This is a genomic window from Pseudoalteromonas sp. SWN29, assembly GCF_015864465.1.
In the GTDB taxonomy this organism is placed as follows: domain Bacteria; phylum Pseudomonadota; class Gammaproteobacteria; order Enterobacterales; family Alteromonadaceae; genus Pseudoalteromonas.
On the sequence record NZ_JADYXE010000074.1, the window covers coordinates 1 to 13,732 of the forward strand.

At 41.3% G+C, this 13,732-nt stretch carries 14 protein-coding genes and 1 riboswitch; of the genes, 3 read left to right on the forward strand and 11 right to left on the reverse strand.

Annotation, left to right across the window (positions count from 1 at the left end):
• Nucleotides 1-188 precede the first annotated feature (188 nt).
• The 8 genes from I6F53_RS19030 to I6F53_RS19065 form a co-directional block, all read right to left on the reverse strand.
• Nucleotides 189-941, reverse strand: coding sequence for a HesA/MoeB/ThiF family protein (locus I6F53_RS19030; protein ID WP_197240801.1), 753 nt, complete (start codon nt 939-941; stop codon nt 189-191).
• Nucleotides 942-976: 35 nt separating this feature from the next.
• Complete coding sequence (thiE, locus tag I6F53_RS19035; RefSeq protein WP_166419391.1) at nt 977-2,512, reverse strand: thiamine phosphate synthase; 1,536 nt, start codon at nt 2,510-2,512, stop codon at nt 977-979.
• A gap of 9 nt (nt 2,513-2,521) precedes the next feature.
• Entirely contained in the window at nt 2,522-3,313 is a 792-nt protein-coding gene (locus I6F53_RS19040) for a thiazole synthase (protein WP_197240802.1), read from the reverse strand.
• A 5-nt stretch (nt 3,314-3,318) separates the two neighbouring features.
• Entirely contained in the window at nt 3,319-3,513 is a 195-nt protein-coding gene (thiS, locus tag I6F53_RS19045; RefSeq protein ID WP_197240803.1) for a sulfur carrier protein ThiS, read from the reverse strand.
• Between the two features lie 18 nt (nt 3,514-3,531).
• Nucleotides 3,532-4,542 (reverse strand): FAD-dependent oxidoreductase, encoded by a 1,011-nt coding sequence (locus I6F53_RS19050; RefSeq protein ID WP_197240804.1) that lies wholly within the window; start codon nt 4,540-4,542, stop codon nt 3,532-3,534.
• 117 nt (nt 4,543-4,659) lie between these two features.
• Nucleotides 4,660-6,612: a phosphomethylpyrimidine synthase ThiC gene (gene thiC / locus I6F53_RS19055; RefSeq protein WP_231616644.1), complete on the reverse strand. Its 1,953-nt coding sequence runs from the start codon at nt 6,610-6,612 to the stop codon at nt 4,660-4,662.
• Between the two features lie 143 nt (nt 6,613-6,755).
• Nucleotides 6,756-6,870: riboswitch (TPP riboswitch) on the reverse strand.
• 107 nt (nt 6,871-6,977) lie between these two features.
• Nucleotides 6,978-7,376, reverse strand: coding sequence for an META domain-containing protein (locus I6F53_RS19060; RefSeq protein ID WP_331460815.1), 399 nt, complete (start codon nt 7,374-7,376; stop codon nt 6,978-6,980).
• A 126-nt stretch (nt 7,377-7,502) separates the two neighbouring features.
• Entirely contained in the window at nt 7,503-7,901 is a 399-nt protein-coding gene (locus tag I6F53_RS19065) for an acyl-CoA thioesterase (RefSeq protein WP_197179473.1), read from the reverse strand.
• An 84-nt stretch (nt 7,902-7,985) separates the two neighbouring features.
• Here I6F53_RS19065 and I6F53_RS19070 point away from each other — a divergent pair, with 84 nt between their 5' ends.
• On the forward strand, nt 7,986-10,103 hold the full coding sequence (locus tag I6F53_RS19070) for a TonB-dependent receptor (protein ID WP_197240805.1): 2,118 nt from the start codon (nt 7,986-7,988) through the stop codon (nt 10,101-10,103).
• Nucleotides 10,104-10,394: 291 nt separating this feature from the next.
• Here the strand turns inward: I6F53_RS19070 and epmA are convergent, their stop codons facing one another.
• Together epmA and efp are read right to left on the reverse strand one after the other, a co-directional pair.
• On the reverse strand, nt 10,395-11,369 hold the full coding sequence (gene epmA, locus I6F53_RS19075; protein WP_166419397.1) for an elongation factor P--(R)-beta-lysine ligase: 975 nt from the start codon (nt 11,367-11,369) through the stop codon (nt 10,395-10,397).
• A 59-nt stretch (nt 11,370-11,428) separates the two neighbouring features.
• Nucleotides 11,429-11,995, reverse strand: coding sequence for an elongation factor P (efp, locus tag I6F53_RS19080; protein ID WP_024596699.1), 567 nt, complete (start codon nt 11,993-11,995; stop codon nt 11,429-11,431).
• A 41-nt stretch (nt 11,996-12,036) separates the two neighbouring features.
• Between efp and epmB the strand changes: the two genes are divergently transcribed.
• On the forward strand, nt 12,037-13,050 hold the full coding sequence (gene epmB / locus I6F53_RS19085) for an EF-P beta-lysylation protein EpmB (RefSeq protein WP_197240808.1): 1,014 nt from the start codon (nt 12,037-12,039) through the stop codon (nt 13,048-13,050).
• Here epmB and I6F53_RS19090 read toward each other — a convergent pair.
• Nucleotides 13,047-13,256, reverse strand: coding sequence for a hypothetical protein (locus I6F53_RS19090; protein ID WP_024600329.1), 210 nt, complete (start codon nt 13,254-13,256; stop codon nt 13,047-13,049). The two genes, epmB and I6F53_RS19090, sit on opposite strands and share 4 nt — an antisense overlap.
• Before the next feature lie 82 nt (nt 13,257-13,338).
• Here I6F53_RS19090 and I6F53_RS19095 point away from each other — a divergent pair, with 82 nt between their 5' ends.
• Nucleotides 13,339-13,629: a hypothetical protein gene (locus tag I6F53_RS19095; protein WP_002960798.1), complete on the forward strand. Its 291-nt coding sequence runs from the start codon at nt 13,339-13,341 to the stop codon at nt 13,627-13,629.
• Nucleotides 13,630-13,732 lie beyond the last annotated feature (103 nt).

Sequence of the window (13,732 nt, forward strand, 5' to 3'; positions counted from 1 at the left end):
AATAAAAAACCAAGAAGCGTTTAAGCTCCAAGAAAGTTAAATACGACCTTGAAGCTTAAAATGAGAGATGGTATCTACAAGTTTGGTGTGAGAGTTTAGATTTACTGTAGGCGGAGAGCTTGCTCCCGCGAGAAGCGAAGCTTCTAATTACTTAACTTCGAACGGTTATAAACCATCAACTAAAACGCTTACTTCACGCCACACTCTTTACACTCTAAATCTTTAATCACTTTGAAGTGTTGTTGTTTTAAAGTAAGCGCATCAAACGTTATAAATACACTGCCACTTAAGTGACCTAATAATAAGTTAAGCGTAAGTTGCGCCTGCATGGAGCCAATTACACCAAGTAGCGGGCTAATAACCCCTGCGTTACTGCAATTAATAACCGGTGTAGCTTCGCCCTGTGGAAAAACACAGCCATAACATGGGCTATCACTTTGCCTAAAGTCAAAGCCCATTAACTGCCCTTTAGTTGCCAAAGCTGCACCTGAAATTAACGGTGTTTTATTAGCAATACAATAACGATTAACACTATAGCGAGTACTAAAGTTATCAGAGCAATCAAGTACGATGTCAGCCCCTTTTAGCATGTTAACTGCATTATTCTCATCTAACTTTTGGCAATACGTTACTATGTCTATTTGATTATTAAGGCTCGCTAATACTTTAACTGCGGCGGCAACCTTGCTTTGCCCCAAGTGATTTATCTTATAAAGCACTTGGCGCTGTAAGTTTGAAAGCTCAACTTCATCATCGTCAATTAAAATAAGCATTCCAACGCCCGCAGCGGCTAAATATAAAAGTACTGGGCTACCTAAACCACCAGCCCCCACTACTGCAACCGTTGAAGATTTAAGCGTTAACTGCCCTTCAAGCCCAACTTCTTCAAGCAATAAATGGCGACTGTAACGCAGGGTTTCTTTATCGCTTAGCTCATTCACGTTTACCGGCCTTATTAGTATTACCCTTGTTAGTATTAATTTGCACTGCTTATGGCTACTTGCAGAGCGCTTATAGCCTCTACATAATTATCAGCCTCGGTAATCGCACGCACGACGGCAACACTGCCTACGCCGGTTTTCGCTACCTGCTTTGCACGGCTTAAATCAATACCGCCTATTGCTACCGTTGGATAGCTTTGCATAAGCGGTACAAATTTAATCAGCTTTTCAAGGCCTTGTATTTGCCCTGTCATATCTTTTGTTGTGGTTGGGTAAATAGCACCAAATGCCATGTAACTAGGGCGATAATTATGCGCACGCAGCATTTCATAAAAACCATGAGTAGAAAGCCCAAGCCTTAAGCCTGCCTCTTTAATTGCCACTAAATTAGCAATCTCTAAATCCTCTTGTCCTAAATGCACGCCATACGCACCATGCTTAATAGCTAACTGCCAGTAGTCGTTTATAAATACCTGTGCGCTATATTGCTTGCCCAGCTCAACAGCTTGCTTAATGAGCCCATCAAGCTCGTCTTGTGTTTTATTTTTAACGCGTAACTGCGCTGTTTTAATGCCTTGTTGTAAGCACTTTTCTAACCAATCGGTACTATTTACAACCGCATACAAACCCAGCGATTTACTTTCACAAGGCGCAAAATCAGCCGCCATATTAAAATCAAACGGTACATCAAAATCTAATTCATCGCCCAGCCAGCTACCTGGCTCAATTACTTGTGGGTAGTCATCTAAATTAGTAGGGAACGAGGTATGAGCAACCGGACCAATACCTTCTCCATAGCGTACCGACTGTTTTAGCCCTTGGTTTATATACGCTTTAGCTAAAATAAAGGCATCTTTTAATGGGTAGTCTTTAGCTAAACACGCAGCAATTACCGACGCCATGCTACATCCGGTGCCGTGGTTATGCGGTGTTTGTATTTTTTGATTGCCTAACCAATATTCTTCGCCATTTTGCGTATTACTATCAATACAATAATCAATGCAGTAGCCACTTGGATAATCCCAATGTCCGCCTTTAATAACAACCGCTTTAGCGCCCCAACTTAGTAACTTATTTGCCGCTTCTTTAATTGCAGCCGGACCAATTAAATACACACCGGTTAATAACTGTGTTTCGTGTGTATTTGGAGTTATTACATCCACCAGCGGCAGTAAACATTCTTTTATTGCGCTTACTGTGTCTTCCTCTGTTAGTAAATCACCGCTTGAGGCAATCGCAACAGGGTCATATACAATAACGGGAGGCACAGGCCACTTAGCTTTATAGTGACTTATATGTTCGCTGATCAACTGAATTTGCTGCACATTGGCAAGCATGCCAATTTTTATCACTTTGGCTTTCATGTCTTTTTCAAGTGCAAGTAACTGTGATTCAATAATATCGGTAGAGACTGCATTAATTGCTTCTACACCTAAACTATTTTGCGCAGTAAGCGCCGTAATTGCCGTACACCCATGCACACCAAAACTTTGCATTGCTTTTATATCTGCTTGAATACCTGCACCGCCGCCAGAGTCAGATCCGGCAATTGTCCATACTACGTTATTCATATTCTTTCCTTACTGCTGATGCCAAAAAGGCATACCCATTGTTGGGGTTGATGGGGCTGCAACTTCTTTTTCAGGCATCGCTTTTGCTTGATATGCAAAGCGCCCTGCTTCAACTGCGGCTTTAAATGCGCGGCTCATAGTAATTGGGCAACCCGCCCCTGCAATGGCTGAATTTAATAATACCGCATCATACCCCATTTCGAGTGCTTGGCAGGCATGCGATGGCAAACCTAAACCTGCATCTACTATCAATGTAGTATTGGGTAAGCGCTCTCGAATAGTTTTTAAATTATAACTATTTAACAAGCCTTTACCGGTGCCTATTGGTGCTCCCCACGGCATAAGCACTTCACACCCAAGCTCATTTAAACGCTGGCAAAGTACTAAGTCATCGGTGCAATAAGGTAATACTTTAAAGCCATCATCAATCAATATTTTTGTCGCTTCAAGTAGTGCAAAAGGATCAGGTTGTAAATTGTAATCATCGCCAATCAGCTCTAGCTTAATCCAATCGGTGGCAAATACCTCTCGGCACATTTTTGCAAGTGTTATGGCCTCTTTAACGCTGTGGCACCCTGCAGTGTTAGGTAGTATTTTTAAGCCTGTATTTTTTATTAACTGCCAAAAATCATCACCCGCTGCTGCACTTTGTTGGCGTCTAAGCGACACGGTTACTATTTCAGCGCCTGACGCGGTTAATGATTGAGTCATAATATCGGGCGACGGATAAAGCGCTGAGCCGATTAATAAACGACTCTTTATTTGCTCTCCATAAATAGTTAAACAGTCTTTAGTTTGCATGAGCTTTATCCGCCTTGAATAGGTGACAGCAACTCAACACTGTCGCCTTCAGTAAGTACATAGTTACCGTGCTGACTTTGTGGAATAAATTCGCTATTAATAGCCACAGCAAAAGGCGCAACTGCACCAAAACTTTGAAGTACCTCAACGAGCGCTTTGCTATCAACATTAAGTAGCTCGCCATTAATTGTAATGTTCATTTTATTCTCACTCTATTCTTACTGTATTTGCGAAACTGCTTGCGCCACTAATGCCGGCGCCAACATATAACCATGTCGATACAAGCCGTTAATACTAATTACATTACCTACTTTTGTTACTTCTGGGCGGTTGTCGCTAAATGCGGGCCGTAATCCGGTTTGAATATTAAGGAGCCGTGCTTCGGCAAATCCGCTGTGTACGGTATAAGCCGCTGAAAGTAACTCAAGGGTTGAGCGCACGGTTGCAGCGCCATTGTCTTGCGATTCTATTTCGGTCGCACCAATTACATATTCACTGTTAGGTTTAGGCGCTATATAAATTGGGTAACGTGGGTGCATTAAGCGCACGGGCCTGATTAAACTTACCTCTGGTGCGTATAACCTTGCTACTTCGCCGCGCACGCCTCTAAGCGGTTTATCACTTTGAGCTGTTTTAGCGCCAAGCCCACGACAATCAATAATATAATCGAAGGGTCGATTATTTATTTTGTTGTCGTTAATGGTTACGCGCTGATTAAATGCAAACTTTACTTTGCGTTTATTGAGCTGTGTAAAGCTGGCTTTATAAAATGCGTGGTTATCTATTTGCCCTTCGCAGGGTAAAAATAAGCCTTGATTAAAGCGCCCTGCAAGTTCGGGTTCAAGCATTGTAATTTGCTGAGCATTTACATGCTCAGCAGTGTGATCAGCTAACGGTTTTATACGTTGTGCAAAGCTTTGTAAATCACCTTTATCTTGCTGATGCGCAACGACCAATGTACCTTGCTGCTGAAAAAAAATCTCACTTTCAAGTTCAGCAATAATATCTGGCCAGCGCTTCATTGAATCAAGCCCCATTAAAGCTAAATCAGCCTCGCATAATACCGACTCAGCAAGAGGGGCAAGCATTGCCGCAGCCACTTTGCCGGCGCTATTTTGAGTATGCTCGTCGTCTGCTTCAAAAACAGTAACATGATGTTGCTTGCTCAGCGTAAGCGCAGCTAACCTCCCAGCTAAACCAAAACCCACCACAGCAATGTTATAAAACATAAAACCTCCAAAAGCAGTTATTAGTAGGTGCGAACTCATTCGCACTTCTTCAATATTTAAAGAAGCGAGGTATAAAACCTCACCTACGTCTGCATCTAACTTCTAGCGATAATTACTTTATACCGCTTTATGGTAAATCTCTGAGCCTGTTTGCTTAAACTGGGCAGATTTAGCTTTCATTTCGGCTTCTACATCAACCATTTTGATCTCGATTGCGTCGCCAGCGTTATTAGGATCAATACCACGTGTTTCTAAATCTTTGGCATAATCACGTACTTCTTGGCTAATTTTCATAGAGCAAAATTTAGGGCCACACATAGAGCAAAAGTGAGCCACTTTGCCTGATTCTTGCGGCAGGGTTTCGTCATGATATTCGCGAGCTCGGTCTGGATCTAAACCAATATTAAATTGGTCATGCCATCTAAACTCAAAGCGTGCTTTTGATAGCGCGTTATCGCGCTCTTGCGCACCCGGGTGACCTTTTGCTAAATCGGCGGCATGCGCTGCAATTTTGTAGGTAATTAAACCTTCTTTAACATCTTCTTTATTTGGTAAACCTAAATGCTCTTTAGGTGTTACGTAACACAGCATTGCACAGCCGTACCATGCTATTTGAGCCGCACCAATACCCGAAGTAATATGGTCATACCCTGGTGCAATATCGGTCGTTAACGGGCCTAAAGTGTAAAATGGCGCTTCGTCACAATGTTTAAGTTGCTCTTCCATATTGGCTTTAATCATGTGCATTGGCACATGCCCAGGGCCTTCAATAAACACTTGTACATCGTGTTTCCACGCAATTTTAGTCAGTTCACCTAATGTGCGTAACTCACTAAACTGCGCTTCATCGTTAGCATCAGCAATCGAGCCTGGGCGAAGGCCATCACCTAATGAAAAACACACATCGTATTGTTTTAAAATTTCGCAAATATCTTCAAAGTGCGTGTATAAAAAGTTTTCTTTGTGGTGCGCTAAACACCACTTAGCCATAATTGAGCCACCACGCGACACAATACCAGTTACACGTTTTGCCGTCATTGGTACATAACGAAGTAATACACCGGCATGAATAGTAAAGTAATCAACACCCTGCTCGGCTTGTTCAATAAGCGTATCGCGGAAAATTTCCCACGTTAAATCCTCAGCCACACCATTTACTTTTTCAAGCGCTTGATAAATCGGTACTGTGCCAATAGGTACAGGCGAGTTACGTACAACCCATTCACGGGTTTCGTGAATGTAACGGCCCGTTGATAAGTCCATTACGGTGTCTGCACCCCAGCGGGTAGACCACACCATTTTTTCTACTTCTTCTTCAATAGATGAGCTTACCGATGAGTTACCAATGTTGGCGTTAACTTTTACTAAAAAGTTACGACCTACAATCATAGGCTCTGTTTCTGGATGGTTTATATTATTTGGTAAAATAGCGCGGCCACGGGCTATTTCATCGCGTACAAATTCTGGGGTAATAAATTCAGGAATACTCGCGCCAAACGACTCACCTTTATGCTGTGCAGCAAGTAATTCTTTACGAATTTCTGCACGTCCCATGTTTTCACGAACGGCGACGTATTCCATTTCGGGGGTGATAATGCCTTGGCGTGCGTAGTGCATTTGCGTTACGTTTTTGCCCGCGATACCACGGCGAATTTTTGGCAAGTGATCAAAGCGAATATGATCAAGTCCTTCATCTGCCATACGTTGCTGTGAAAACTGCGAAGTAACTGATTCTAAAACTTCAGTGTCGCCACGGCTTTCAATCCACTGCTCACGAAATTTTGGTAAGCCTTTGCGTACGTCTAATTCAAAATTAGGGTCGGTATACGGGCCCGATGTATCGTAAACACGTAGCGGATCGTTTGACTCATAAACAGGGTTTTCATCTGTGCCGCCAATAAACGTATCACTTAACGTTATTTCGCGCATACCCACGCGCACACCAGATTGAGTACCTTCAACGTATACTTTATGGGAATTTGGGAACGGTTGACCCGTTAAGTTATAAATATATTCAGACGCGGCTGCACGAGTTTCGCGGCGCGACGCTTTATTTGTAGTATTTGACATGACTTGCCTCATTGCTTAAGGGTTGTCTTGCCAGATATTCCGAGGAATAGAGAAAGATCGTAAAGTAGCGTACATGCTACTTTGCAGCCTAAAATAATCAAAATCACTTTATTGTGCGCATAAAAAAAGACGCACAAGCGTCCTTATTTAGGCAGCTTGTTCCCTACGCAGGTATTAACCTGATCAGGTTCACGGATCCCGCTTTCGCGATCTCAGCCACAAACTAATTACTTAGCTTTGGCACTCCGACAAGTATTGATATATAAATTCTGTTCGTTGATTTGAAGGTGTTATCCAACAAATCTGCGCTGAGTGTACGTCAGTTAAAAACTGCCCGCAAGGGGCTGTTTTTCAAAAACTTAAAATTATTTAGGGATAAACACAAATGTTTGCTCGCCTTGCATGACCAATTGCTGGTCTTGCATTTTAAGCTCTGCACCTTGCTTTAAGGCTTGCAGTAACTGCTGCTCAAACTCATCGAGTTCTTCGCCGCACGACTTGCGCGTCATTCCTAATTTACTTACGGTTAGGCTGCTATCTTCAAGCGAACCTTCCCCAAAAAATTTGTTACAGCCAGCAAAACCATTTACTTGCAGTGCTTCAATAAAGCTCATTGATGCCTTAAAAGAAGGAGGAATTGCTAAACCATCAACTCGTGATAATTGCCATTGGGTGTATTTTAGCTGCTCAGTGGTAACCGTCCCTGTTGATGCGCAACCAACACATAAACCGATTATAAGCATCGGTATTGCTGCTAATTTCATGCTACTACTAACTAATTGTCTAATTACTGTAATAGTAACAATATTTATGCGATTTATCCGTTAATAATGCATGTTTTAAATGTAAATTTTTGTTCTATGATAGTCTAAAAGTTGTTCTGTTAAGCACTAAGTTGTAGTTTTGAATAGGTTATCTATTTGCTCTGGTAAAAATGGCCTACCTTTTTCATTAACAGACGTTCCTATAACCAGTGCGTTTAGCATCACTTTTTCATCGCTTTTGCGAATAACCGTTTGCTTAAACGCAAACTTTAAACGACTAATACGCTGCGGCTCTACAGCCACATAAAATTCATCACCTGGTAATAGTGAATGTTTATAGTCCATTTCGCTGCGCATCACGACTAGGTTAATTTTATCTTTCGCTAACTGAGCAAAATCAATACCGTGTGCGTACAAAAACTCATGGCGTGCATGCTCTAAGTAATTAAAATAAACACTGTTGTTTACGATACCTTGTAAGTCACACTCGTAATCACGTACTTTGAAGTCAACTTTAAATACCATATTAGTAATCCTGATTATTTAACGTATAATTGCCGCGTTTATAGCACATGTGTTTAAATAATTGCTACCATACGAGTCCCTAAAATGGAGTTAAGTAACCCAATGAACTTACGTTTGTCTTTAATTACTGCCGCACTTTTACCGCTGATTGGTGCACCACTTGTAGCTCATGCTGATGACAGCGATCTGGAAAGAATTGTTGTAACCGGCGATTTTCAGCGCGAAAGTATTCAGACTTTAAGCGCGAGTGCGAGCTTATTCAGCGAAGATGAAATTAATCAACGTGGGGCAAGTTACTTAGACGAAATGTTAGGCAGCACCGCCAATGTAAACTTTGCATCTGGTGCGTCGCGTGGTCGTTATATTCAAATTCGTGGCGTGGGGCTTCGCTCACAATTTGTAGATCCTATTAATCCATCTGTAGGCTTAGTAATTGATGGTATTAACTATTCTGGCCTTGGTGGCAGTTCATTATTATTTGATATAGACCAAGTAGAAATTTACCGTGGGCCACAAGGTACACGCTTTGGCGCAGACGGTATGGCCGGTATGATCCAAATGGGTTCAGCTAAAGCCACGAGCGATCCAAGTTTAAAATTACAAGTAGGTGCTGGCACATACAACACCCGCGAAGCAGGCATTGCAGCAAGCACAGGCTTAACAGATGACACTAGCGCACGCGTTAGCTACTTTCGCAGAAAGTCAGATGGTTACGTAGATAATCTGTATTTAAATGACGAAACACAAAATCAAGACGAACAAGTAGCCCGCTTTAAAATAAACAGTCAGCTTACAAAGCATTTAAATACTGAGTTAAATCTTCACTATATTGATATAAACAACGGCTACGATGCGTTTACGCTTGATAACAGCCGCAATAGTGTAGCCGATGAACCAGGCCAAGATACTCAAGAAAGCTACGCAATAGGTATTAATAATACTTATACGGGTTTTGATTTATTTGATGTAAACCTAAATCTATCGGCTATTGATACCGAGCTGCTTTATAGTTTTGATGAAGACTGGGGTTGTAATGACTCAAGCGAGCCACAGCTATGTGCTGCGGGCTTACATCCAGATGGATACAGCTCAACCGATATCTATAGCCGCGATCGCGATGATCAATCTGTAGATTTACAGTTTAATTCTAAAACAGGTAACTGGGTTGCAGGTATTTATTATCAAAACCGTGATGTTGATTTAGAACGCCAATACACATGGTTAGCAAGCCCATTTTCTTCAACTTACGAAACAAGTAATGTTGCAGTATACGGACAATTAGCGACTCCTGTTGGCCCTAAAACAACACTCATTACAGGTTTACGTGTAGAGCAATATCAAGGTGACTACACCGATAGTAATGGCTTTATACAAGATACTGACGACGTAATGGTTGGCGGTAAAGTTGCGCTAGAGTATCAAGTCATTGATCGCACAATGATCTATGCAAGTATCACTCGTGGTTATAAAGCCGGCGGTATTAACTCAGAAGCACTGGCTAAAGCGAAAGATGAAGGCTTAAACCTAAGCGCTGATTTTTTCCAGCAGCATACGAGCTTCGACCCAGAATATTTATGGAGTGGTGAGTTTGGTGTTAAAGGTTCATCACTTGATGATAAATTTACGCTTCGCTTAGCTGCATTTTACATGCACCGCGATGATATTCAGTTAAAAGCATGGCAAGTAGAAGGTCAGCAATTTACCGGTTATGTTGATAATGCCAGCTCTGGTAGTAATTACGGACTTGAAATTGAAGGTAGTTATCAACTAACTGATAATTTATTTTTAACGGGTAGTGCTGGTTACCTAAATACAGAAATAGACGACTTTGTAACGCGGTCAGGCTTAAACCAAGACGGCCGCGAACAAGCACAATCGCCTAAATATCAATATGCATTTACTGCTCGTTATAACTTTACCAGTGAGCTTTACGGTATGATTGGTGTTGAAGGTAAAGACGATTACTATTTCTCAGATAGCCATAACTCACAAGCACCAAGCAGCAACTTAGTTAATTTAAGCTTTGGCTACGAAGCAGACATGTGGGCAGTTCGCGCATGGGCTCGTAACGTGTTTGACGAAACAGTCCCAACACGTGGTTTTGAATTTGGTAATGACCCACAAGATGGTTATGCAACGCATACATACACACAGCTAGGCGAGCCTCGTGTAGCAGGTGTTACGTTTACGCTTAATCTGTAAAACACAGCCGTTGACTTTCAAATGAAAGATTTCAGCAAGCAATAAAAAACACCGCGTTTAATTTAAACGCGGTGTTTTTATTTGTAGGTGAGGTTTTATACCTCGCTTATTTATAAAGTTAAATTACATGAGCGCGAAATAAATTCGCACCTACAGGTTTAGTGTATGTTGTTGGGGTTGATGTTTATTGTAGGTGAGGTTTTATGCCTCGCTTTTTTATAAAGTTAAATTACACGAGCGCGAAATAAATTCGCACCTACAAGTTTGCCACCTACGCCTACAGGGTACGCATTACGCCCTTTGCACATCAAACGCGATCACGTCTTTAATTTTCTCTTTGTTTGTTGCGAGCATTACCAGCCTATCAATTCCCAAAGCAACCCCTGCGCATTGTGGTAATCCATGCTCCAGCGCTTTAATTAAGCGCGTATCCATTGGTACTTGTTTTAAACCGTTGTTGGCGCGGTATGTGTTATCTTCATTAAAACGTTTAGCTTGCTCACTGGCATTTGTAAGTTCGTTAAAGCCATTCGCTAATTCCATATTTTTATAATAAAGCTCAAAGCGCCCTGCTACTCGCTCATCGTGTTCACAAATTTGCGCTAGTGCCGCTTGAGAAGCTGGAAAGTGATACACAAAGCATGGCTTATCTTGTCCTATTGTTGGCTCCACTTTCATACAAAATAATAATTGCAGTAAGGTATCTTTATGCGTTTCATTTTGGGCTATATCAGCAAACCCATGCTCACACGCAAGTTGCTTTAACTGCTCTATGTTCGCTGTTAGCGGGTCAAGCCCGAGTGCTTGTTCAAACGCTTTTTGATAGGTAAATCTAGTTGCAGGTTCAACATCTAAAACAAGCTGCATTAGCTCATCCATTTCATCCATAAGTGCAAATTCGTCAAAGCCTGGGCGATACCATTCCAGTATTGTAAATTCGGGATTGTGATGTCTACCCGCTTCTTCATTTCTAAATGCTTTACAAAGCTGAAAAATAGCGCCTGAGCCTGCTGCTAACAAGCGTTTCATAGCAAACTCTGGAGATGTTTGTAAAAACAGAGGAAGGCCACCAGCATGGCCAGGGCCTACAAATGTGGTATTAAAACTGGCTAAGTGCACATCGGTTACACTGGCAGCACTTAAGCTTGGAGTTTCTACCTCTAAAACATCACGTGCATAAAAAAATTCACGGATGCTACGTAATATCGCTGCGCGTTGTTTTAGTGTTTCAATGCTTGCGCTTGGGGCCCAAAGATCTGCTGACATATTTTCTCCAAAAAAAATCCCAGCATTAAAGCCAGGATTTTATTAAACAACGTTAAAACTTACTTAACGCGGCTTACGTATTCACCATTACGAGTGTCTACTTTAATTACTTCGCCAATTTGTACGAATAATGGAACTCGTACCACAGCACCTGTGCTAAGCGTTGCTGGTTTACCACCAGTACCCGCTGTATCGCCTTTAAGGCCAGGATCTGTTTCAGTGATCTCAAGCTCAACAAAATTAGGTGGCGTAACAGCAATAGGGCTGCCGTTCCATAATGTAATTGTGCATAAGTCATTTTCAACTAACCATTTAACTGCATCGCCTAGTGCTTTTTCGTCAGCAGCAATTTGCTCAAATGTTTCGTTATTCATGAAATGCCAAAATTCGCCGTCTGTGTATAGATACGCTAAATCTGTATCCATTACATCAGCACCTTCAACTGATTCACCCGATTTAAAGGTTTTTTCAAGCACCTTACCAGAGATAAGTTTACGGATACGAACACGGTTAAACGCCTGGCCTTTACCAGGTTTTACCATTTCATTTTCTAAGATACTGCAAGGCTCGCCGTCCATCATAATTTTTAGGCCGCCCTTGAACTCGTTGGTGCTATAATTCGCCATCGTTTCCTCTATTTATATTTTTTCGAGTAATCTACATGCCAATGATACAAAGAAATGAAGCAAATTTGCATAAAAACTGGCAAAAAGAATTAGCAAATGTAGTTACCTGCCCAAAAACCTTGCTTGAAATGGTCGGTTTATCGAGCCAAGTCCATGAAAACGACCTAAAAGCCCGTAGTTTATTTCCGGTACGCGTGCCTATCCCTTTTATAAAAAAAATACGCAAAGGCGATCCAAACGATCCTCTTTTGCTACAAGTTATGCCACGCCATCAAGAATTTTTGACTAAATCGGGTTTTAATAAAGATCCCCTACTTGAGCAAGATAACGACCAACCAGGCCTTTTACATAAGTACAAATCGCGTGTTTTGGTGATGTTTAAAACCGGCTGTGCTGTAAATTGTCGTTACTGCTTTAGAAGGCATTTTCCGTATCAAGAAAACCAACTCAATAAAAAAAGTCTGCTTGAAACTCTGAGCTATATAAAATCAGATAGTAATATAAACGAAGTGATTTTAAGTGGTGGCGATCCACTGATGGCCAAAGACGATGCAATAAGCTGGTTTTTGGATGAGCTTGAACAATTACCACAAATAAAACGAATGCGAATTCATAGCCGTTTGCCAGTAGTTATACCGGCGCGAGTTACCGATGAGTTATGTGAACGATTAGCAAAATCGCCATTAAAAATTATTTTTATTAATCACATTAACCATGCCAACGAAATAGACGCTGACTTTAAAGTTGCCATGCAAAAGCTTAAACAAGCAAACGTAACGCTTCTAAACCAAGCTGTAATTTTAAAAGATGTGAACGATACGCTCGATGCGCAAATAAACTTAAGCGAAGCGTTATTTGACGCAGACGTATTGCCGTATTATTTGTATTTGCTAGATAAAGTTGAAGGGGCGAGCCACTTTGATATTAACGAGGAGCAAGCAATAAAAATAATGGCAGAGCTATTAAAAGCCCTGCCCGGATTTTTAGTGCCTAAATTAGTAAGAGAGATCGGTGGTCAAAAAAGTAAAACACCTATCGACCTTAAGCTCATTTAAACATATATATTTACGTTATTACCCAGTGATGCAGTCGCCGATTTAGCCGGCGTTTGCGCACTTGACGATTGCGCTGCACCTTCAATAAGTGCAAGCGCTGCAGCGCCATCAGCTAATTGCTGTTTTTTAGACAAAGCAGCAGTGTAAAGCTCGCTGCCTTGGCCTGAACCAGACATAGCTGGTAAATTTCCACCTGATATATTCATAATTATAAGCCTTAATCAACCTGACTTTTAAATGTAATCCACGTATTATGTCGGCCATGCAGCACAAAGCTTTAGGAAAACCATGGATTCTATAATTGAACAACTCAACACTAACTTAAAAATTGTTTATCGTCAGGCACTTGACGCCGATAAAAAATTAGACGAATTACAACAACAAGGCCATGGCAAATTTAAAGCCTTATTTGCACAAGATGCCGGTTTTAGCTTTGAAGCTAAACGTTTTAAGCCTTATGTTCTAGATGTAGCCGCTGATGTTGAAAGCTTATCTAACGATGGTTTTGATGAAGAAAAACTTAAAACAACCGTTATTAAGTTACAGCAAATACTCACGTTGTTAGCTACCTTTAAGTAAAGCTTAAAAACGAAAATGCCGCTATTTAGCTAACACCATTCAGTTAAGCATGTTTTGACTTAATGGTGTACCGAGTTTTTGAAATTCGAACGGTCCTACTTTT

Bases quoted from the DNA above. Each gene is read 5' to 3' on its own strand.
- thiS (WP_197240803.1), bottom strand. From the start codon at position 3,513: ATGAACATTACAATTAATGGCGAGCTACTTAATGTTGATAGCAAAGCG.
- epmA (WP_166419397.1), bottom strand. From the start codon at position 11,369: ATGTCAGCAGATCTTTGGGCCCCAAGCGCAAGCATTGAAACACTAAAA.
- I6F53_RS19065 (WP_197179473.1), bottom strand. From the start codon at position 7,901: ATGGTATTTAAAGTTGACTTCAAAGTACGTGATTACGAGTGTGACTTA.
- I6F53_RS19090 (WP_024600329.1), bottom strand. From the start codon at position 13,256: ATGAATATATCAGGTGGAAATTTACCAGCTATGTCTGGTTCAGGCCAA.
- I6F53_RS19070 (WP_197240805.1), top strand. From the start codon at position 7,986: ATGGAGTTAAGTAACCCAATGAACTTACGTTTGTCTTTAATTACTGCC.
- thiC (WP_231616644.1), bottom strand. From the start codon at position 6,612: ATGTCAAATACTACAAATAAAGCGTCGCGCCGCGAAACTCGTGCAGCC.
- I6F53_RS19050 (WP_197240804.1), bottom strand. From the start codon at position 4,542: ATGTTTTATAACATTGCTGTGGTGGGTTTTGGTTTAGCTGGGAGGTTA.
- thiE (WP_166419391.1), bottom strand. From the start codon at position 2,512: ATGAATAACGTAGTATGGACAATTGCCGGATCTGACTCTGGCGGCGGT.
- I6F53_RS19060 (WP_331460815.1), bottom strand. From the start codon at position 7,376: ATGAAATTAGCAGCAATACCGATGCTTATAATCGGTTTATGTGTTGGT.
- efp (WP_024596699.1), bottom strand. From the start codon at position 11,995: ATGGCGAATTATAGCACCAACGAGTTCAAGGGCGGCCTAAAAATTATG.
- I6F53_RS19040 (WP_197240802.1), bottom strand. From the start codon at position 3,313: ATGCAAACTAAAGACTGTTTAACTATTTATGGAGAGCAAATAAAGAGT.
- epmB (WP_197240808.1), top strand. From the start codon at position 12,037: ATGATACAAAGAAATGAAGCAAATTTGCATAAAAACTGGCAAAAAGAA.
- I6F53_RS19095 (WP_002960798.1), top strand. From the start codon at position 13,339: ATGGATTCTATAATTGAACAACTCAACACTAACTTAAAAATTGTTTAT.